The organism is Marinomonas gallaica, from assembly GCF_049821165.1.
GTDB classification, from domain to species: domain Bacteria; phylum Pseudomonadota; class Gammaproteobacteria; order Pseudomonadales; family Marinomonadaceae; genus Marinomonas; species Marinomonas gallaica.
In genome coordinates this window covers 2871029-2891796 of the sequence record NZ_CP187511.1, presented here as the reverse complement: position 1 = coordinate 2891796, position 20768 = coordinate 2871029, and the positions used below count along the sequence as shown (strand labels likewise).

Here is a 20768-nt window from a genome sequence, read left to right as displayed (position 1 = left end):
ATAACGGAAATACACCATAGGAAATATAGGGAATAGTGAGGTTTCTGTATCAATTTGGTAAGATGTCGCAATCTAACATGCAATGGTGTATTCCCAGACAATGACCCCGTTATCGAAATATCAGGAAGACTTAGAGCGTCCAGACTTTAATTATGATCCAGCGCAAGAGGAAGCTGTGCAGGCCCTACAAGATTTGTATGAGCGTATTGTCGCAAATGGATCAAGTGTCGTTAAACCACAGAAATCTCTGTTTGGTTTTTTTAAGAAAAAGCAACCTGAGATTAAAGTTGAGCAAGGTTTGTATTTTTGGGGTGGCGTTGGCCGAGGTAAAACGTATTTGATGGACACCTTCTATGAGTGTCTACCGATAGAGCGCAAAATGCGCTTACATTTTCATCGTTTTATGCAGATGGTTCATCAAGAGCTGCGTAAGCTAAATGATACTAAAAATCCGCTGGAAATTGTTGGTAAGCAAATTTCTGAAAAGGCTCAGGTGTTATGTTTTGATGAATTTTTTGTAACGGATATTACCGATGCGATGATTTTGGCTGGTCTTTTAGAGCAGTTGTTTATCAACGGTACAGTGTTGATTGCGACGTCTAACATTGAGCCTGATGGCCTTTATAAAAACGGTTTGCAGCGCGCACGCTTCCTACCTGCCATTGATCTTGTCAATAAGCATACTAAGGTAATGAATGTTGATGGTGGTGTGGACTACCGCTTACGCACATTGAAGCAAGCAAAGTTGTATCATTTTCCTTTGTCAGAAGAATCGCAAAATGCATTATCTGAGCGTTTTTTGAGTTTGGTAGTGAATCGTAATAATGTTGATGAAGGTGGGGGCGTTGAGATCGAAGGGCGAATGATCCCTCTCTTGCGAAGTTATGATGATGTTGCTTGGTTTGATATTAAAGCGTTGTGTGATGGTCCGCGTAGTCAGGTAGATTATATTGAAATTGCGAAGCAATACTCAACGATCATTATTTCTGATTTGCCGCAGTTTGATTCGTCTCGCGATGATATGGCGCGCCGCTTTATCAATCTGATTGATGAGTTTTACGATCGTCACGTAAAAGTCATTATCTCTTCTGAGGTCGGCATTGCTGATATTTATAAAGGGACGCGCTTGGCATTTGAATACGATCGAACGGTGAGTCGACTGCTCGAAATGCAGTCTGAAGAATACCTATCACTTGAGCATCGACCGTAATTAGCTTATTAAAATGCTTTAGTTTTACCGTGTCTTTGGTTATAATTCGCGCGCTCTGAAATTGAGTATGTGTACGTTATGAAATCATTTTGTGACTTCATAACCAATAATAATAGGTATTGACATGCGCACTCGCATGTAAATGATAAAGGGTTTTTTAATGAAAACTTTTACTGCAAAACCTGCTGAAGTACGCCGCGACTGGTTCGTGGTTGATGCTGAAGGCAAAACTCTTGGTCGTTTGGCTACAGAAATTGCTCGTCGCCTACGCGGTAAGCATAAAGCAGAATACACTCCTCACGTTGATACTGGCGACTACATTGTTGTAATCAACGCTGAGAAAGTACGTGTAACTGGTAACAAAGCTGCTGATAAGAACTACTACCGTCATACTGGTTACCCAGGTGGCCTACGTTCTATGAGCTTTGAGAAGTTGATTGATCACGCTCCAGAACGCGTTCTTGAAATCGCTGTTAAAGGTATGTTGCCTAAAGGTCCTCTAGGCCGTGCAATGCACAAGAAAATGAAAGTGTATGCTGGTACAGATCACCCGCACACAGCTCAACAGCCACAAGAACTTAACATCTAATACGGGAAGGTCAATATGTCAGCTACTCAATACTACGGAACAGGTCGTCGTAAAACGTCTACTGCTCGTGTATTTCTTAAAGCGGGTTCTGGTAACCTAGTTATCAATAACCGTTCTCTAGAGCAATACTTCGGTCGCGAAACTTCTTGCATGGTTGTTCGTCAGCCACTAGAACTAGTTGATGCAACTGAAAAATTCGACGTATACGTTACTGTAAGCGGTGGTGGTATTTCTGGTCAAGCCGGTGCTATCCGTCACGGTATTACTCGTGCGCTAATGCAATACGATGAGACACTACGTCGCAGCCTTCGTGCTGCTGGTTTCGTTACGCGTGACTCTCGTAAAGTTGAGCGTAAGAAAGTCGGTCTACGTAAAGCACGTCGTCGTCCTCAGTTCTCTAAGCGTTAATTTCTACTACGCTTCGTATTTTCAAAACGCCTGCATCGCAGGCGTTTTTTTATGTCTCAAATCAGTGTTTTGTGATTGTGCAAAAATGTTGCCTTGTCTACAAAATGCCTTTCCCATACCATCCTTTAAAGCATTCAAATCCTTATTGTTTTTATGGGTTTGAACTCGTTGACAGTAAATTGGTGGGAGAGAACCATAATGAGTCAAAGCGGCGTGAATGAAGGCCGTCGTCGATTTCTACTGGGTGCAACCAGCGCGATTGGCGCAGTGGGTGCAGTAGGGATTGCAACGCCTTTTGTTGCCTCATGGAATCCAAGTGCCAAAGCGAAAGCGGCTGGTGCACCGGTGAAGGCCGATATTAGTAAATTAGAAGTTGGTCAGCAAATGATCGTGGAGTGGCGTGGTCAGCCTGTATGGGTTGTTCGTCGTTCTAAGGAAACAGTTGCAGATCTGTCCAAATTAAATGACCAATTAGCGGATCCAGTATCTGCTGTTGAGCAACAGCCAGAGTACGCGCAAAACGAATATCGCTCAATCAATCCTGAGTTCGCTGTTTTGTTAGGTATTTGTACCCATCTTGGTTGTTCTCCTACCTATCGACCAGAAGTTGCCCCTGAAGATCTTGGGGAGAACTGGTTGGGTGGTTTTTTATGCCCATGTCATGGTTCCCGTTTTGATCTTGCAGGCCGAGTTTACAAAGGAGTCCCTGCGCCAACTAACCTTGTTGTGCCGCCGCACCGTTTCCTTAGTGATGCGGTCATTGAAGTTGGTGTCGATACTGGAGGTAACGCGTAATGGCTGTTATGAAAAACTTCATGGCGTGGGTGGATGCTCGTCTTCCAGTGACTCAAGCCTTCGAAAAGCACATGAGCAAATACTACGCACCTAAGAATCTAAACGTTCTCTATTTGTTTGGTGTGTTGTCTTTGCTGGTATTGGTTAATCAACTGCTTACGGGTGTTTGGTTGACGATGAGTTATAACCCATCGGCTGAAGGGGCGTTTGCTTCGGTAGAATACATCATGCGTGATGTAGAATATGGTTGGTTAATTCGTTACATGCATTCAACTGGTGCGTCAGCGTTCTTCGTGGTTGTGTATCTGCATATGTTCCGCGGCCTTTTGTATGGTTCTTACCAAAAACCGCGTGAATTAGTGTGGTTGTTTGGCATGGCGATTTACCTAGCGTTAATGGCTGAGGCGTTCATGGGTTACTTGTTACCATGGGGGCAGATGTCTTACTGGGGTGCTCAGGTAATTATTTCTTTGTTCAGTGCCATTCCAGTGATTGGTCCAGACCTAGCGCAATGGGTCCGTGGTGATTACTTGATCTCAGGTATCACATTGAACCGTTTCTTCTCTTTGCATGTCATTGCCTTGCCTTTGGTGCTGGTTGCTTTGGTTGTATTGCACTTGTTAGCACTTCATCATGTGGGGTCAAACAACCCTAAAGGTGTTGATATCAAGAAGCATAAAGATGAAAACGGCATTCCTTTAGATGGTATTCCATTCCACCCTTTCTATACAGTGCATGACATTGTGGGTGTGGCAGTGTTCTTATTTGTCTTCTGTGGTGTAATTTTCTTCTTCCCTGAAATGGGTGGCTATTTCCTTGAGAAGCCTAACTTTGAAGCGGCTAACGCGTTGAAGACACCTGCGCATATTGCGCCTGTTTGGTACTTTACGCCGTTCTATGCCATTTTGCGTGCGGTAACGTACCCGCTATTTGGTCTGGATGCTAAGTTCTGGGGCGTAGTTGCAATGGGCGGTGCAATTGCCATTCTGTTTGTGTTGCCTTGGTTGGATCGTAGCCCGGTTAAATCGATGCTTTATAAAGGGTGGATGAGTAAAGTTGCCCTAATCTTGTTCTGTATTAGTTTCGTGACTTTGGGTGTATTAGGTGTACTGCCATCAACTGAGAGCCGTACTAAGATCGCGCAAATTGCATCACTAGTGTACTTCTTATACTTCATTTTGATGCCTTTCTATACAAAATGGGAAAGTACTAAACCAGTTCCGGAGAGGGTGTAATGATGAAAAAGATGTTCGCAACAGTGGCGCTAGTGTTTGCGTCAGCGATGACTTTCGCATCTGGTGGTTCTGCGGTTCACTTAGAGCATATGGCTCCAGATTTGCATGACAAAGCGTCTCTACAGCGCGGTATGCAGGTTTTCACTAACTATTGTGCCGGTTGTCACGAAATGGGTTACGCCCGTTATGAACGTGCCGCGACAGATTTAGGTATTCCAGCAGATATCTTTGAGCAAAACCTTCTGCCATCTGGTAAGAAGATTGGCGAATTGATGACGAATTCAATGGATGCCGACAATGCCAAGAACTGGTTTGGTGCGACACCTCCAGATCTAACGCTTGAGGCGCGTCTGCGCGGCCATGATTGGGTATACACATACCTGAAATCGTTCTATGAAGATGAGACTCGTCCATGGGGAGTGAATAATACGATCTTCCCGAGTGTGGGGATGCCGAACGTACTTGAGCATCTACAAGGTGTGCGTCACATGACGTGCGCACAAGCACCATCTTTGGATGAGCATGGCAAGCCAAAATTTGATACACTTACAGGTGATATCTTAACTGAAGAGCAATGTAACGTTGTGGTTCAAAAGACTGAAGGGCAATTGTCCGAAGAGGAATTTGACCAAGTTGCTTACGACGTTACAAATTTCTTAGTATATATGGGTGAGCCAAGCCGTCTACAGGCTGAATCATTAGGCATAAAAGTGTTACTATTCATTGTTCTGTTTGGTATATTCGCATACCTATTGAACAAAGAATATTGGCGTGAAATTCACTAATGAACAGCTGAGTTTTGCTCGAAATGTCCCTCCTATGGAGGGACATTTACACAATAGTTTGTTAAGTTAACCCCTTCATGGGGTTTTCGTTGTTTATTGAATAGGGGTTATACATGGGTGTTATTGCAAAGCGCTCTTCAATGACGTTCTTCTCTGATGGAGAAGATCACTACAGCCATCGCGTACGTATTGTGTTGGCTGAAAAAGCGGTAACCGTAGATATTATTGATGTTGATCCTTTCAACAAGCCAGAGGAATTGGCGGATATTAACCCTTACAACGAGTTGCCGGCGCTGGTTGACCGTGAACTTGTTTTGTATGAGCCAAACGTAATGATGGAATACTTGGATGAGCGTTTTCCGCATCCACCATTGCTACCGGTTTATCCAGTTGCACGTGCCGAAAGCCGTCTTTACATGTACCGTATTCAGCGTGACTGGGCGGTATTAGTTGATACAATATTGACAAGTAAAGACCGTGAAACAGTTGAAACAGCCCAGAAAGAATTGCGTGAGAGCTTAGTAAGCGTATCACCAATTTTTGAAGAAAAGCCTTACTTCATGAGTGAAGAATTCACGATTGTTGATTGCTGTCTTGCTCCAGTATTATGGCGTTTGCCAATACTGGGTGTTGATATTGAAAAATCTCAAGCGCCTGGTTTGTACAAATACATGGATCTAGTATTTGAACGTGAATCGTTCAAAGAAAGCCTTTCTGAAGCTGAACAAGAAATGCGCCTTGATTAAGGTTAATTACGAATAACAAAAGGGGCATATTGCCCCTTTTATTTTATCTGGAGTGCAAGTAATGATTCCAAAGCGTTCTTATTTATTGAATGCAACCTATGAGTGGATTGCAGACAACGAGATGACGCCTTACCTATTGGTAAATGCTGAATATGAAGGGGCGGTTGTACCGCTTGAGTTTGTGAAAGACGGTCAAATTGTCTTAAACATCAGTATGAGTGCTGTGCGTCATTTGCATATTGATAAAGCCGGTGTTTCGTTTGAAGCGCGTTTTAGTGGAAAGCCAATGCAGGTGTTTGTGCCGATGGCCGCCGCTGAAGCGATTTATGCGAAAGAAAATGGGGATGGGTTGGCCTTTCCGCCAGAGGAATTTGGTGATGAGACTCCAGAGCCAGAACCAACGCCGCCAGAGCCGCCAAAAAAAGGCTTCACACTAAAAGTTGTGAAATAGCGCCTTAGTCATCGTAACCAAATAGCTGTCGTTCCAAAAGATCTACCAGTGCGTGAACGACAGTTGTTTGTACCTCTTGTACGCGTGCCGTTCCCGTTAGATTGATTTTTATTTCCGTATCATCCCGTGATGTGAGTGATGAGACATTCTTAGCGTCCGGAGTAGTCAATGCAACAATGCTCATCTTACGTTCGTGTGCTGCCTGAATTGCTTGAATAATCGGCGACGTATTGCCTTTATTTGCTACCACAAACAACACGTCACCAGGGTTACCCAGTGCTGTAATCTGCTTTGAAAACACATCGTGGTAACTGTCGTTATGAGTGATCGCGAGTAGAGCGTTGCCATTGCTGGTTAGAGAAATGGCAGGTAGACCTGGACGTTCACGATCCATGCGGTCTAACAACAGCGTGCTAAAGTATTGTGAAATAAATGAGCCTGTTCCATTCCCAACGGCAACGACCTTACCGCCATTTGCAATGCTATTAAATAACACAATAGCGGCATGCTCTATGTGAGCGGGTAATGTTTCCAGAGCATACTGTTGAGACTCAAAGCTTTGTGCGAATTGGGTATAAATGGCTTCTTGATAATCCATAACAACTACTGTGTCTACACTGCTTGTAACCAATCAATATGATGTAAATCTAAAAGGCCATCTATGGCAATTACATCAATTTGGTATTGGCTATGCTGCAGATTGTTTTTCATTAACCAATATTCTGCGGTTTTCAGAATTCGGCGATATTTTGCGGCTGTGATGCTTTCGCTAGCACTGCCTCGTGTGGCGTTGGCCCTGTAGCGAACTTCAACGAATACATAGGTAGATCGATGTTGCATAATCAAATCGACCTCACCAACACGCGAATGGAAATTTCGAGCGATAGCAACATAACCTTGAGAGACCAAGAACTGTTCGGCTAATCGCTCTGCTTTTTCTCCATCAGAGTTCTTTTTTCTGGGCGAAATAACTTTCTTTAGCATCGATAAGCTCTCCCTGCTTATACGTCACTATATTTGGTCGTCGATTGAAGATTCCGTCGTCATCTAGCGTAATGATCCCTGTTCTAGCGGATACTCTTGCTGATTTTACATTGGTAAACAAAGCTAATCTCTTAGCAAGTAAATAGCTGTCATTTCCCAACGCGGTCAACCGTTGCAGAACAAACGGCGTATCCCCGGTTTTGCTAGATGTATCTAGGACTGCAGGTAGCTCCGTAAAAATGATGCGTTCAATGTCTTCATTTTTAGTGGTGGAGTTAGGTGCTTTGTCGTGGATCGTTTGCGACGCTAATAACGGAATATCTTCGGCAAAATAGAAGTTTAGCAGAGGGCGTATCTGTTTCGCATCGTCAAGCTTGCCAACGTAGTATACATAATCCAAATCTTGGCGTGCTCGAGGTGTTGACTCAATATCTTGCTTTGTCCATTGACGAATTTTGTGAATACGCGCTTCACTTTCGTCCACTTGGAGTAACTGTTTAACCGCTGAGGCACGACCCGTAGGGGTATTCTCATAAGAGATGGTGTTTAGTACGGGTATGTTCAGCTCGTTGGCAATCTCGCGGAATTGATCGCTTTGGCGTAAAGCCCAAGTTGGCTGCATAGACAAAACAGCAGAGTTTTGAGCGCCTTCTTTCTTGGCAAACGTCATCAATTCACGAATATCGTCTCTTACGTTCAAAGAAAAATGATATAAGTTTGCTACGATCGTATTACTTTCAAGTTGGTTCAGTGCAATAGTTGGCACATCTGTAACCAGGTTAGGAAGTTGAGCAACGTTCTGCTTTCGCAAAGGTCCTAAAATAGTTTCTGCGCCACTTGCTAAGGCTACTTGATACGCTTCTGTGAAGGTAGTAAAAGAATCTGTATCGATGATACGCAGGTCCGGTTGCACCGACGTGTTGGAATAATATTGTTGTAAAATACCATCTAAAATCGCGTCAGATGCGGTTTTTAATTCTTTGCTCATCGGTAGCATGATGGCAACAGAAGTTGGCATGTGCTGCTCAAGTGATGCCATGATCTGGAAATCTAATGGCGGGTTCATTGACGCAGGGTGGCCAGGGTTCTGAGCTTGCCAGATGTGGAAAGCTTGTACTTGCTGGTCAACTGTCTGTGCTTGCTCGCGTAAGATTTTTGACACTTGAAGCCAGCCATCGAGTAGCGGAATAGGGCTGCTTTCTAAGTAAGAAACTTCATTGTCGGTAAGGTTTTGAATGGTTAGCCAAAGTTGTTGACGATTGGCTTCTTGCTGTTCAACAGGCAGCATCAAAGTAAGCTGCATGTAGTCTCTTACAGCACTTGGCCAACTGTCTAAAGAAGACATGACCGCGGCATGATGCTGTAACAGCTTAATATTGTTCTCTGGCCGTTGCGCGATGGGCATTTGACCCGCTTGACTCAGTACCTGCACTGCTAACATGGGCACTTCAAGCGCAATAGCGACTGTGCTTAACTCAAGTAAACCGCCAAATTTCGATGGCGTATCGAGGTTAATAACATGCGCTTCAAGGATCATACGAGCTTGTAGATATTGCTCATCTCTCACTAAGGCTTTTGCGGCTGCGAGATAAAATGGCGCGGACTGTTCAGGGCTAGACTGTTGTTTAGCCTGAGCCATAGCAAACTCGTAATCAAGAAGATCACCTTGCTGCATTTGCTGTGCAATCACAGGGCTTTGATTGGATGTGGAAGTTTCCATGGCTCCACAGCCAATAAGAGACAATGTGACTAAGGATAATGGTATGATACGGGATCTAAACAAACTCATATGTACGCAATACTTAAGCCGATAAAGAGGAAACATGGTAACACAGTCTGATAATGATGTGAGAGGAACCTTCTACATTGTAGCGACCCCAATTGGCAATCTGGATGATTTTACGGATCGTGCGAAACGAGTTTTACAAGAAGTTGACTTTATAGCGGCGGAAGACACTCGACACAGCAAACGATTGATGAACCATTTTGGTATTGAAACTCGATTATTTGCTTTGCACGACCACAATGAGCGAGACAAAGCCGCGTACATTGCATCGTTATTAGACGAAGGTAAAAACGTCGCTTTGATCTCCGACGCGGGTACGCCGCTGATTTCTGACCCAGGGTATCATGTAGTTCATTTTTTACGTCAAGAGGGGCATCGCATTGTGCCGGTCCCGGGCGCATCAGCATTAATCACGGCGTTGTGTGCATCGGGGTTACCCACCGACCGTTTTAGTTTTGTTGGCTTTTTACCGGCCAAAAGCAAATCGCGTCGTGATGAAATGTCCAGTTGGGTACCCAGCCTCGGTACCGTAGTATTCTATGAATCGACACACCGCATTTTAGACTGCTTAGAAGACCTGAATACGGTTTGGGGCGACACAGTACAAGTTGCCTTGGCACGAGAATTAACGAAAACATTTGAGACATTCTTGTCTGGTTCGGTTTCTGAAATTAAGCAAATTTTAGAAGACGATAGCAACCAAACCCGTGGTGAATTCGTCATGATGGTGTCACTTCCTGCCGAGCAAGAAGACAATACTGAAGCCCTTAAAGTGCTCACGATATTGCTAAAAGAATTGCCAGTGAAACAAGCCGCAGCTTTAGCCGCAGAAATTACGGGTGAGAAGAAAAATGCTTTGTATAAACAAGCGCTGACAATGAACGATTCTTAATCGGCTCAACAAGCAATGACCGTTTGGGAGTTTACAGCGACTTCCAAACGCGTATACTGATGCACAACTTGTCGGAGTGCCTTAATTGGCTGAGATCGCATTTTAATGCGGGATCCGCAGAACCTGATCAGGCTAATACCTGCGAAGGGAACAAGAAAGCATCTTTTCTTTTCTGCTGAATAAGCGTGGTTTGACCGCTTCAAATCTAGGTAACAACCCTAGTCGAAGAGGGGATCAAGCTGCCGCACGTACGTGGAAGTACGTGTTCTCCTGACAAGCATTTTTTCCAAATACAAACTTAATGGGAATCTGCTAATGTCGACTGCACCACCTAAACCCAATAAAAAAACGCGCGAAAAAGCCCGTCTAGACGCCAAAGCCTTTATCGAATCGTTACAGGCGACGCCATTTCCGTCGTCCGAGCGCATTTATGTGCAAGGGTCTGACGCGTCCATTCAAGTACCGATGCGTCAAATTAATCTTAGCGATACGCCAATTGGCTCCGATCCTGACAAGCTAACGTTTGAGCCGAACGAGCCCATCTACGTATACGATACCGCCGGCCCCTATGCGGACCCTGAAGAGAACATCGACGTACATGTCGGCCTAAAAGCCCTACGCCAGCAATGGATTGACGCTCGAAACGACACCGAAATCCTCGAAGGTGTGAGTTCAAACTTTGCTCAAGAACGTTTAGCGAACGATGAGTTGGAGGAGCTACGCTTCAAACACCTGCCCCGTGTGCGTAAAGCCAAAGCAGGTCAATGCGTGACGCAAATGCACTACGCACGTCAAGGCATCATCACGCCCGAGATGGAATACATCGCCATCCGTGAGAACCAAAACCTACAAGCGATCAAGTCTGAGCTATTGCTCAAACAACATCCGGGCCATAGCTTCGGTGCCAATATTCAAACAGAGATTACGCCAGAGTTCGTGCGTAAGGAAGTCGCCGAAGGCCGTGCGATCATCCCTAACAACGTAAACCATCCAGAAACCGAACCCATGATCATTGGTCGTAACTTCCTTGTGAAAGTCAACGCCAACATCGGTAACTCGGCGCTCACGTCTTCGATCGAAGAAGAAGTGGAGAAGCTAGTATGGTCAACACGCTGGGGTGCCGACACCGTGATGGACTTATCGACCGGTAAGAACATTCATGAAACGCGCGAATGGATTCTGCGTAACTCGCCAGTGCCGATCGGCACCGTACCGATTTACCAAGCGCTTGAGAAAGTAGACGGCGTCGCCGAAGACCTCAACTGGGAGGTGTTCCGCGATACGCTGATCGAGCAAGCGGAGCAGGGCGTGGATTACTTCACGATTCACTGTGGTGTGTTGCTACGTTATGTCCCCATGACCGCCAAACGCCTTACTGGTATCGTGTCGCGCGGTGGTTCGATCATGGCCAAATGGTGTCTGGCGCACCACGAAGAAAACTTCTTATACACCCGCTTCAAAGAGATTTGTGACATCTGTGCCGCTTACGACGTGGCCCTTTCGCTAGGGGACGGCCTGCGCCCTGGCTCCATCATGGACGCCAATGATGAAGCGCAATTATCCGAGTTACGTACTCTAGGTGAGCTAACCAAGATTGCGTGGGATTACGACGTACAGGTGATGATCGAAGGCCCCGGTCACGTGCCGATGCAGCTGATCAAAGAGAACATGGATCTACAATTGGATCACTGTCACGAAGCGCCGTTCTACACCTTAGGCCCATTGACGCAAGACATTGCCCCAGGCTATGACCACATTACCTCCGGCATCGGTGCGGCGCAGATTGGTTGGTACGGCTGTGCCATGTTGTGTTACGTGACGCCTAAAGAGCACCTTGGCTTACCCAACAAAGAAGACGTTAAGCAAGGTCTGATCACCTACAAAATTGCGGCCCACGCAGCAGATTTGGCGAAAGGTCACCCAGGTGCGCAAGTACGTGACAATGCGCTATCAAAAGCGCGTTTTGAATTCCGTTGGGAAGACCAGTTCAATCTGGCATTGGACCCGGAAACGGCGCGTGCCTATCACGATGAAACGCTGCCTCAAGCGTCAGGCAAAGTGGCGCACTTTTGCTCTATGTGTGGGCCAAAATTCTGCTCCATGAAGATTACCCAAGAGGTGCGCGACTACGCCGCGGGGCTTGAGAAAATCGAAGCGGTTGATGTTACGGCGGAAGAAGGCATGCAGAAGATGTCGGAGCAGTTTAAAGAGCTGGGCAGTGATGTGTATCTCACCACCGATAAGTTAAGCACAGACAAGCTGGCTGAAGCCGAAACGGAGCAGTAAATGCACGATACAGAGATTAAAACCATCGCGTTTACCGACGCGTGTTTTCAATCTTCTGTGGCTGAGCACGCTCGACAGCTAGGCTGTCGGGTGACTCACGGCATCACAGAAGCGCGGCGGATCGAAACCAGCCTTGCAGGCGTCATGCTCACCACCGATAGCGAAACGTGGCAGTTTGTGGATGAGCTCGATGCCAGCAGCGTAGTGCATCAAGCTCATTGCGACGGCCATGAGGTGTGGGTCAAATGGCTGCAAGACGATCGAATTGCGCACTTTTCTGCTCCCGCCTTGGGCGAGGTGGTGGTCGAAGATCTCGCCGTTGCGTTGGCGTGTTTTATCGCGCAAGGCTACGAACACTTAGATGCCATGACCTTGGCGCTGGCCTGGTTAACTCAGCTGGCGCAAAAGGCGGGTAATGCGTGGCCAACGGATCGAGCGTGGTTTCCCAGCACCGCGTTTGAAAACGACCATCAACTACCGACGGGCGGGCAGTTTGCCCCGATTTGCAAAGAGCAATTCACCTTGTATCCGGTGGTGGACAGCGTGGCGTGGCTAGCACTCGTGCTCGAGCAAGGGGTGAACACCGCGCAATTGCGCATTAAAGACCCGAGTGACCCAGATCTAAAGCAAAAGGTGCAGCAGGCCATTGCCTTGGGTGAGCAATACGGCGCCCAGGTGTTTATCAATGATTACTGGCAATTAGCGATTGAGCTGGGCGCCTATGGCGTGCATTTGGGTCAAGAAGACATTGAAGTGGCGGATTTAACTGCCATCCAGCAAGCGGGCGTACGCCTAGGAATCAGTACGCACGGTTACTTTGAAATTATGCGCGCTTTCAACCTCAAGCCCAGCTATATCGCGCTGGGTCATATCTTCCCGACCGTGACCAAAGACATGCCATCCCAGCCTCAGGGCATAACGCGTTTAGGGCAATACGTGGTGCTGATCGATGGCGCTTACCCCACGGTCGCTATTGGAGGCATCAACGCCGAGCGTTTACCCAAGGTCAACGCCACGGGTGTGGATGCGATTGCTCTAGTGACCGCCATTACTCGAGCCGAAGATCCCAAAGCGGCCACACGAGACTTATTAAACGCCGTGACGAAGAAAGAAGAGGATGCTTATGCAGTTGTATGTGAATGATGAGCTGATGCAATCTGAGCACCGTCAGTTATCGGCTTTGATCGATGCGCTCGTGACCAGTGAGCAACGCGTGGCCGTCGCGGTGAATCAACAAGTGGTGCCGCGCAGTCAGTGGTCTGAGTGCGAATTAAACAACAACGACCGCATCGATATCTTTGAATCCATCGCAGGGGGTTAACATGTCATTCACCATAGCAGGCCACGAGTTCCGCTCGCGCTTATTCACCGGCACTGGCAAATACGCCAATCAAGAGCAAATGATCGCCTCGCTTGTCGCCAGCGGCAGCGACATGACCACGCTGTCATTGCGCCGTATGGATCTTAAAAGCGGCTCGGACAACATTCTCAAACCGCTACAGCAACTGGGCATCAAATTGCTGCCCAACACCTCGGGCGCTCGGGATGCCAAAGAAGCGATCTACGCCGCACAGTTGGCGCAAGAAGCCCTAGGCACCAACTGGGTGAAAGTCGAAATCCACCCCGATCCGCGCTATCTCATGCCCGACCCGATCGAGACGCTAAAAGCCGTCGAAGAGTTGGTGCGTCTAGGCTTTGTGGTGATGCCTTACATTCACGCCGACCCCGTGCTGTGCAAACGCTTGGAAGAAGTGGGCGCGCAATGTGTCATGCCCCTTGGCGCGCCGATAGGCTCTAACCAAGGTTTGGCCTCTAAGCCATTTCTCGACATCATCATTGAGCAGAGCAACGTGCCGGTGATCGTGGATGCTGGTATTGGCGCGCCGTCCCATGCGGCCGCAGCGCTGGAAGCCGGGGCCGATGCCGTATTGGTGAACACGGCCATGGCGGTGGCAAGCGAACCTGAAACCATGGGCAAAGCCTTTAAACTCGCGGTCGAAGCAGGGCGCATGGCCTATGAATCGGGCACAGGGCCAGTGCAGCACACGGCCGCCGCCTCCAGCCCCTTTACCGAGTTCTTAAAGGAGCTATCATGAGTGGCACCGTTCGCGTATTACACCAAAGCCCCGCGGTAGACGGCCAGTTTAGCGCAGCACTAGAATCGCTAAATTGGGACGCCACCACGGCGAAGCATGTAGACGCGACCGAGGCCGATGTGCGCCGAGCATTGGCTAAACCACAACGTGATATCAACGACTTTGCGGCGTTGATATCACCAGCCGCCAAACCGTTTCTCAATGAGATGCTGGCGCAAAGCGAGCGCTTAACGCAGCAGCGCTTTGGCAACATCGTTAGCTTGTTTGCACCGCTGTATTTGTCCAACACCTGCGCCAATGAATGCACCTACTGTGGTTTCTCCATGAGCAACGCGATCAAACGCCTCACGCTGGACGAACAGCAAATTGAGCGGGAGATCACGGCGATCAAGCAAAAGGGCTTTGATCATATTTTGCTGGTAACAGGCGAAACCAAAAAAGTCTCTATGCCATACTTTGAGCGCATGCTGCCACTGTTCAAACCGGCGTTCAGTCAGCTCTCCATGGAAGTGCAACCGCTGGAAACGGAGGAATACGCGCGGCTTAAAGAGCTGGGACTTGATGGCGTGTTGGTTTATCAAGAAACCTACCGTCGCAGCACCTATCTTGAGCATCACCTTCGCGGTAACAAATCTGACTTTAACCACCGCTTGGACGCACCCGATCGCATTGGCCAAGCCAAGGTGCATAAAATCGGTCTAGGGGTATTGCTTGGGTTAGACGACTGGCGCACCGACTCCATTATGATGGCGTACCACTTAAGGCACCTGCAAAAACGCTACTGGCGCTCACGCTTTAGCGTCGCCTTTCCACGCATCCGCCCCTGTGCGGGCGGCATCGAGCCCAAGTCCGTGATCTCCGATCTAGAACTGGTGCAACTAATCGCCGCATGGCGCTTATTCGATGCAGACCTAGAAATGAGCCTCTCTACCCGAGAATCGGCAGAGTTTCGTAACCACGCTGCACGCATGGGCTTCACCACCATGAGCGCAGAATCGAAAACCCAACCGGGTGGCTACGCCGACGACGCCCAACAAGCCCTCGAGCAATTTGAAGTCAGCGACGAACGCAGCGTTACCGACGTCGCCAACGCCATCCGCGCCCAAGGCCGCGAAGTCGTCTGGAAAGACTGGGACATCTCCCTCAACCATACCTAATCAAAAGCGCTCCCAGCGAGCGCTTGATCTTTCGTACGAGCGGGTTGCACCCGCGATCAAGCTCACAGCCTAGGTAGTATTTCAAGGGTACAAATAATCAGTTTCGGTACTCAGAAACCGCTTTGCTGCACCCTTCCATGTCATTCAATTCGCTTGCGCAGTGTCTCGTACCTCGACGCGTCAGCACGAATCAAACCCATGGAATGCTACTCTAGCACGTCTTGTGCGAGGCGGCTGTGCCGGCGATCAAAGCGACAGCTTTGTGCTCTTGTCGGGTCTGGCGGTGCGAAAACAGCCTGTCAAATTATGTTATCAAGAGGACTGTTAGTCCCAGCAAAATGTTGTCCAATAACATGCGTATAAATCTGCGTAGTTGAAACGTCATTGTGCCCCAATAGTTCTTGGACTGTTCGAATGTCTCTACCAGCCATAAGGAGGTGGGTTGCAAAGGAATGTCTGAACGTATGACAATTCACGCGTTTGGTTCGAATGTTAGATAGCTGCACTGCTTTTTTAAGTATTTTTCGGGGCACTGAGTCATGCAGATGATGGCGACAAAGTTCACCTGTTAAAGGATGAGGGCTTAAAGTGGTCGAAGGGAATAAATACATCCAACTCAGTTGCCGAAAGGCATTAGGATATTTTTTACTTAGAGCAAAGGGGAGCGAAGGGCCATAGCCCTTGCTATTATCTTGCTGTTGAATCAATTTTACCGTTTCTATTTGCTTTGAAATACCGCCTTCTAACTTTCTGCTTAAAATAGTCGTTCGATCTTTATTACCCTTGCTGCATCGAACAACCAGGCTGCCTTGCTCTAGGTTTAAGTCTTGAACTCTAATTCTCAAACACTCACTGATCCTAAGACCGCTACCGTAAAGCAACGCAAACATCAGCCTATCTCGCTCACTCTCAATTTGATCAATGATCGATTTAACCTCAGTGGCAGAGAGTACTGATGGCAAACGCCGACCTTGTTTTGCATGCTGAAAACCAAGATCTCCAAGTGGCTGCTCAAGCACTTTGTTATACAGAAATGCGAGCGCATTCAAGGCTGATTTCTGTGTATTGATAGCAACATGCTGCTCTGTTGCCAGAAAAGAAAGAAACGCTCTTACCTCGTTGGCTCCCATTTGATTAGGGTGCTTAAGCTGATGGAATCTAATGAAATAACGAATCCAGTATAAGTAGGACTTTTCCGTTTTCATACTATAGCCACGTATACGCAACTCGCAGCGAAGGTGATTCATAAATGGACTGGAAGACATCACACACTCCTTGTGGATATATTGTTTAACTGTATGAATATACAATTTATTTTTACCTTCGCAAGTTGTGTGCCTGTTTTCATGATCTGAGTATGGTTCAGTTTCTTGATTTGTCATGGAAGCGTCAGTGAAAGTGTATTAAGATCAATAACTAACCAATGACACAGTCAGAATAACGTGCTGTGGACAATTAATATAACACGCATGCTCGATTTTGTGTTTTGAGGTGCTATTGGGTAAGCCAGAAAAATGCTGATAGAACAAATCGTTAGAAGGTTTTGTTTTAGGGCTTCGGCAATGTGTAAACCCGCATGCGCACTATTAAAATGTTATATTTTCTAGTAATGAATATGTTCGAAGAATTTAAGTTTGAGGAAAAGTATCCGGGTTTATCGAAAGATGAGACCCAGAAAATTTCTACTTTTCTGTCAGAGGAGATAAAAGGTGGGGAGATTGATAACGGCTCTGTTCTTGACTATAAACAGTGGTACCTCCCGATATTGAAAATCCCTGAGCAATATTTAAAACTTCTATCCTATTCGAATGGGGGGCTTATCGTAAATGGTGATAGAGAATTTGGCTTTTTTGGTAAGAATGAACTTAGGGAATACTATCTAAACTATGAATTCCCTCACTACATGCCAGGAGTATTACCAATAGCATTTAACGGTGGAGGTGTGTTTTATGCCTATGATCTTAGGAAAACCTTAGAAAATCCTCAAATAATTGCCGTGGGGTCAGGAGCGTTGGATTGGGAGTTTGCATATTCTCTCGGCAATGACTTGCTGGAAATTTTATCGAAAACTACGAACATCGAAGATGAAGAGCCGTAAACATAACAAGCCGCTGCACACTGACACATACTGCTACGCTCGTTTTTGTGTCTGTCGCTGCGCTCCATATTCACACAAAAACGCTCTACGCAGTATGTGCAGGTGAGTGGGGCGTTAGCTACCAAAAAGAGAGGGTGTCATGAGTTTGAAAGGAAGTTGTTTATGCGGTGGTATCCGCTACCAGATTGATGGTGAGCTTAGCCCGGCTATGTTTTGTCACTGCGGGAAATGCCGGAAGTCTAATGGTTCTGCTTTTGCTTTGAATGCTCCAGTTAAGTCGTCTGACTTCAAATTGTTGTCGGGAGAGAATCTTTTACGAAGTTATGCGTCTTCAGAGGACGCCAAGCGCTTCTTCTGTGAAAATTGTGGTTCCCCAATATACAGTAAGCGTATGTCGATGCCGGAAATTCTGCGGCTTCGAGTGGGGACCTTGGATGATGAGATCGCAATAGAAAAGGTGAGTCATATTTTTGTGGCGAGTAAAGCAGCATGGGACGACATTCATGATGACTTACCTCAATTTGCAGAGCGCCCCGAGTGAAATAGCTAACAAGGCCAGTCACGGCGACGTCTACTCCATTGCGGCTTCGCCTTCATTTCGTAGCCGCGCGTGCTGGCGGCGTTAAATACCTAACGGAGTAAAGATGTCTCTCATCGCTAACACACCGAAGCCGCCATACTACGCCGTAATTTTTACATCTCATCGTACCGAAGGTGATAGCGGTTACGGACAAATGGCAGATCGAATGGTTGAACTAGCTTCAAAACAACCAGGGTTTTTGGGCCTGGAGTCGGCACGAGAGGATGTTGGAATTACCGTTTCATATTGGGCTGATCTTGAGTCCATCAGACAGTGGAAGGCTAATGCAGAGCACCAAGAAGCCCAAAGGCTTGGCCATGAAAAATGGTATTCATCATTCAAAACTCGTATATCGAAGGTAGAACGTGACTACGGCATTTAACAAACCAATTAATCCGGCCTCAATACGCTGCGCTCCTTTCTGCGGCTTATTGGGGCGTTATATCTATATTCAAGCTAGAGGTTAAGATGGGATGTTATTATTGTGGTGGTAAGGTTACAGGAGTTGAACATGTACCACCTAAGAGCTTTTTCCCGAAAGGGCTGAGGCAAGATCTTATAACTGTTGATTCGTGTGATCTTCACAACCAAGAAAAATCAAAAGAGGATGAATATATCCGCGCAATTTTGCTTTCATCGATAAAAATAGATGAGCAACCCCATCTCGAAGTGTTGAGAAATACGAGCATGCGGGCAATTGAAAGAAGTGTTAAACGAGCGTTCGAAAAGCAAACAACAAGAGAACAAGCCCAAAAGGTCTTAGAAATAATCGAGAAGTATAAAGATGATCCTGTTGGTGGTGCTAAAGCATTTGATGAGATTAGCTCCCAAGGTATTATGAATCTGGGGTTGATGGGGTTAGTTACTAAGGATACAAGAGGGGAAACTGTTGTTGATAGTAATGGTTTAGAAGTTAAGGCAGCATCATTTCTTTACGATGAAAAGCGTTTTTATGCCTTCTTTGACTGCATGGCTAGGGGTATCTTCTACCATGAGTTAGGAGAGCGTTGTACAGGAAGGGTTAATATTTTACCACACACTTTCTTAAGAGAGGATGCACCTCAGCGTGATAAAGATTTGAGCGAAGACTTCTTAAAGCACTTTGATTGGGCTGCTGCCAAAGGTGCTCAGAAAGAAATTTTTTGTTATGAGGGTGCTAATCGGCTACACCCGGAGACAGGTGAAAGGGAGAGCATATTCTTTAATTTCTGCTTGTTTAATACATTTTATTTCACTGCTGTATTCCCACTATAGATATAACAAGCAATTTAAGAGGGATTCACAACGCTTGGCATTTTTGCTTCTACTTCAAATTTAGTGTTTATGGCACAATGCGTTAGGTTTGGGTGGAGGCGTTGTTCACCCCTTAATTGGGCGTTATATGTCACAGAGGTAGTTTTGAATTTAGTATTGTTACCCGGCATGGATGGCACTGGCGCTTTGTTTACGCCTTTTATTGAAATTCTTCCTCCCGAAGTTAACACACAAACTATCCCACTAATTCAAAAAGTTGGAGTGTCATACCAAGAGCAAGCAAAGTACGTTGCTTCAGAAATAGAGAATGATTCAATTGTCATTGCTGAGTCTTATTCTGGCATGGTCGCATTAGAGCTTTGTAGACAGTTCCCTGAAAAAGTTAAGCAAATAGTTTTCGTAGCTAGCTTCATTAGTCGACCTTCTAGTTTGTCGCGATTCGGGGGGCACATACCTTCAGCATTTTTAAAACTAGCTAAAAAACCCAATTGGTTCCTTCTCAGAGTTTTGTTTGGCGGTAAAGCCAATGACATATTGACTGGTAGGTTTATACAGGCTATGTCCAGTGTACCTTTAGATCTTCTTAAATTTAGACTAAAGCAGGTCGCCAGCTTGAAAAATCCGACCTCAAAACTATCTATTCCTTGTACTTATCTTTTAGCCAGACAAGATGTGCTAGTATCAAAAAATGTACTGCATGTATTTGAAAATACTTTTAGTAAAGTGGTAGTGCATAAATTGGAAGGGACTCATTTTCTTCTACAAACGAACCCAGAAGGAGCATGGGATGCAATTCGGGCAAGTGCCATATAACAAACCAATCAACACACTCGCTTCGCTCGCTGGGACGCCTACTTGCTGCGGCTTCGCCATTTTCGCAGCAAGCATTCGCCCATTATTGGGGCGTTAAGTTTTTAAGAGAGATAGTTCGAGCATGGTAGATGGATTCGATAACCACGACGATATGATCAACTCTGTATGTGATGGGTTCATCAATTGGGTTAACGATGTCGTTCCCGATGATATAGAGCTTCTTTGCAATCAAGATGGTTATGAGATTCTCACCAACGCTTTTGGCCGGGAGTTTCGAAAGCAAGACATAGAGAATGCAAGTATCGAACAAATCCAAGGAATAGCACTTGAGTTAAGTGAGTTCCTTGAGAGAGGTGTGAGTGCAGAGGAAGTATGCAGCTTTATTAATTCAGCTTTTAAGCAATCATTTGGTGACTTCAATGCCGTTCATAGCAAAATTTAACAAGTCAAAGCACGCGGACTTGGCAAAGCGGCCACATTTTTTGTTCCAAAAAAGCTACCAACTTCACCAACCCGGTGTTTGAGGCGTTAAGGCAATTTTTTAGTGATCATCAAGAAAACGTAAGAGAAAGATCGTGTGGCTGTCTGCGCAGTTGCATGTCG

24 protein-coding genes and 1 riboswitch are annotated in these 20768 nt (G+C 46.3%); of the genes, 20 read left to right on the top strand and 4 right to left on the bottom strand.

Going from position 1 to position 20768, the window contains the following annotated elements:
* Window positions 1-100: 100 nt before the first annotated feature.
* From zapE to ACPUEK_RS13660, 8 genes are all read left to right on the top strand, one after another.
* Window positions 101-1210, top strand: a complete 1110-nt coding sequence (zapE, locus tag ACPUEK_RS13695) for a cell division protein ZapE (RefSeq protein ID WP_067037562.1) — start codon at window positions 101-103, stop codon at window positions 1208-1210.
* A gap of 160 nt (window positions 1211-1370) precedes the next feature.
* Entirely contained in the window at window positions 1371-1799 is a 429-nt protein-coding gene (rplM, locus tag ACPUEK_RS13690) for a 50S ribosomal protein L13 (RefSeq protein WP_067037564.1), read from the top strand.
* A 15-nt stretch (window positions 1800-1814) separates the two neighbouring features.
* A complete protein-coding gene (gene rpsI / locus ACPUEK_RS13685; protein WP_067037566.1) occupies window positions 1815-2207 on the top strand; it encodes a 30S ribosomal protein S9 in 393 nt (130 codons plus the stop codon).
* Window positions 2208-2405: 198 nt separating this feature from the next.
* On the top strand, window positions 2406-3002 hold the full coding sequence (petA, locus tag ACPUEK_RS13680) for a ubiquinol-cytochrome c reductase iron-sulfur subunit (RefSeq protein ID WP_067037568.1): 597 nt from the start codon (window positions 2406-2408) through the stop codon (window positions 3000-3002).
* On the top strand, window positions 3002-4237 hold the full coding sequence (locus ACPUEK_RS13675) for a cytochrome b (protein WP_231872640.1): 1236 nt from the start codon (window positions 3002-3004) through the stop codon (window positions 4235-4237). The genes petA and ACPUEK_RS13675 overlap by 1 nt, the downstream gene beginning before the upstream one ends.
* Window positions 4237-5022, top strand: a complete 786-nt coding sequence (locus tag ACPUEK_RS13670; protein ID WP_211564834.1) for a cytochrome c1 — start codon at window positions 4237-4239, stop codon at window positions 5020-5022. Before ACPUEK_RS13675 ends, ACPUEK_RS13670 begins: the two co-directional genes overlap by 1 nt.
* Before the next feature lie 113 nt (window positions 5023-5135).
* Complete coding sequence (locus ACPUEK_RS13665) at window positions 5136-5768, top strand: glutathione S-transferase N-terminal domain-containing protein (protein ID WP_067037571.1); 633 nt, start codon at window positions 5136-5138, stop codon at window positions 5766-5768.
* A gap of 61 nt (window positions 5769-5829) precedes the next feature.
* Window positions 5830-6219 (top strand): ClpXP protease specificity-enhancing factor, encoded by a 390-nt coding sequence (locus tag ACPUEK_RS13660; protein ID WP_067037573.1) that lies wholly within the window; start codon window positions 5830-5832, stop codon window positions 6217-6219.
* A 4-nt stretch (window positions 6220-6223) separates the two neighbouring features.
* Here the strand turns inward: ACPUEK_RS13660 and ACPUEK_RS13655 are convergent, their stop codons facing one another.
* Genes ACPUEK_RS13655 through ACPUEK_RS13645 form a run of 3 tightly spaced genes read right to left on the bottom strand, consistent with a single transcriptional unit; the run spans window position 6224 to window position 8923 of the window.
* The gene (locus ACPUEK_RS13655) at window positions 6224-6817 is read right to left on the bottom strand and encodes an SIS domain-containing protein (RefSeq protein WP_067037575.1); all 594 of its coding nucleotides are present in this window, start codon (window positions 6815-6817) and stop codon (window positions 6224-6226) included.
* 14 nt (window positions 6818-6831) lie between these two features.
* Window positions 6832-7203, bottom strand: coding sequence for a YraN family protein (locus tag ACPUEK_RS13650; protein WP_417503476.1), 372 nt, complete (start codon window positions 7201-7203; stop codon window positions 6832-6834).
* Complete coding sequence (locus ACPUEK_RS13645) at window positions 7163-8923, bottom strand: penicillin-binding protein activator (RefSeq protein WP_425641081.1); 1761 nt, start codon at window positions 8921-8923, stop codon at window positions 7163-7165. Before ACPUEK_RS13645 ends, ACPUEK_RS13650 begins: the two co-directional genes overlap by 41 nt.
* 103 nt (window positions 8924-9026) lie before the next feature.
* On the opposite strand from ACPUEK_RS13645, the gene rsmI reads away from it, so the two are divergent.
* The 6 genes from rsmI to thiH all read left to right on the top strand — a co-directional run bounded on the left by rsmI (window position 9027) and on the right by thiH (window position 15420).
* Window positions 9027-9881: a 16S rRNA (cytidine(1402)-2'-O)-methyltransferase gene (rsmI, locus tag ACPUEK_RS13640; protein ID WP_425641080.1), complete on the top strand. Its 855-nt coding sequence runs from the start codon at window positions 9027-9029 to the stop codon at window positions 9879-9881.
* Between the two features lie 62 nt (window positions 9882-9943).
* A riboswitch (TPP riboswitch) is annotated at window positions 9944-10048 on the top strand.
* A gap of 148 nt (window positions 10049-10196) precedes the next feature.
* Complete coding sequence (gene thiC / locus ACPUEK_RS13635; protein ID WP_425641079.1) at window positions 10197-12167, top strand: phosphomethylpyrimidine synthase ThiC; 1971 nt, start codon at window positions 10197-10199, stop codon at window positions 12165-12167.
* Window positions 12168-13310, top strand: coding sequence for a thiamine phosphate synthase (gene thiE / locus ACPUEK_RS13630; RefSeq protein WP_425641078.1), 1143 nt, complete (start codon window positions 12168-12170; stop codon window positions 13308-13310).
* Window positions 13291-13488, top strand: coding sequence for a sulfur carrier protein ThiS (gene thiS, locus ACPUEK_RS13625; protein ID WP_425641077.1), 198 nt, complete (start codon window positions 13291-13293; stop codon window positions 13486-13488). The genes thiE and thiS overlap by 20 nt, the downstream gene beginning before the upstream one ends.
* Window position 13489: 1 nt before the next feature.
* Complete coding sequence (locus tag ACPUEK_RS13620) at window positions 13490-14263, top strand: thiazole synthase (protein WP_425641076.1); 774 nt, start codon at window positions 13490-13492, stop codon at window positions 14261-14263.
* Complete coding sequence (thiH, locus tag ACPUEK_RS13615) at window positions 14260-15420, top strand: 2-iminoacetate synthase ThiH (protein WP_425641075.1); 1161 nt, start codon at window positions 14260-14262, stop codon at window positions 15418-15420. The genes ACPUEK_RS13620 and thiH overlap by 4 nt, the downstream gene beginning before the upstream one ends.
* Before the next feature lie 299 nt (window positions 15421-15719).
* Here thiH and ACPUEK_RS13610 read toward each other — a convergent pair whose 3' ends face one another.
* Complete coding sequence (locus ACPUEK_RS13610; RefSeq protein WP_425641074.1) at window positions 15720-16802, bottom strand: integron integrase; 1083 nt, start codon at window positions 16800-16802, stop codon at window positions 15720-15722.
* A gap of 233 nt (window positions 16803-17035) precedes the next feature.
* On the opposite strand from ACPUEK_RS13610, the gene ACPUEK_RS13605 reads away from it, so the two are divergent.
* The 6 genes from ACPUEK_RS13605 (at window position 17036) to ACPUEK_RS13580 (ending at window position 20607) form a co-directional block, all read left to right on the top strand.
* Complete coding sequence (locus ACPUEK_RS13605; protein ID WP_425641073.1) at window positions 17036-17518, top strand: SMI1/KNR4 family protein; 483 nt, start codon at window positions 17036-17038, stop codon at window positions 17516-17518.
* A gap of 139 nt (window positions 17519-17657) precedes the next feature.
* Window positions 17658-18059, top strand: a complete 402-nt coding sequence (locus ACPUEK_RS13600; protein WP_425641072.1) for a GFA family protein — start codon at window positions 17658-17660, stop codon at window positions 18057-18059.
* A 103-nt stretch (window positions 18060-18162) separates the two neighbouring features.
* Complete coding sequence (locus ACPUEK_RS13595; RefSeq protein ID WP_425641071.1) at window positions 18163-18480, top strand: antibiotic biosynthesis monooxygenase family protein; 318 nt, start codon at window positions 18163-18165, stop codon at window positions 18478-18480.
* 86 nt (window positions 18481-18566) lie between these two features.
* On the top strand, window positions 18567-19352 hold the full coding sequence (locus ACPUEK_RS13590; RefSeq protein WP_425641070.1) for a hypothetical protein: 786 nt from the start codon (window positions 18567-18569) through the stop codon (window positions 19350-19352).
* Between the two features lie 144 nt (window positions 19353-19496).
* The gene (locus ACPUEK_RS13585; protein WP_425641069.1) at window positions 19497-20165 is read left to right on the top strand and encodes an alpha/beta fold hydrolase; all 669 of its coding nucleotides are present in this window, start codon (window positions 19497-19499) and stop codon (window positions 20163-20165) included.
* Between the two features lie 121 nt (window positions 20166-20286).
* Entirely contained in the window at window positions 20287-20607 is a 321-nt protein-coding gene (locus tag ACPUEK_RS13580) for a hypothetical protein (RefSeq protein WP_425641068.1), read from the top strand.
* The last annotated feature ends 161 nt before the right edge of the window (window positions 20608-20768 follow it).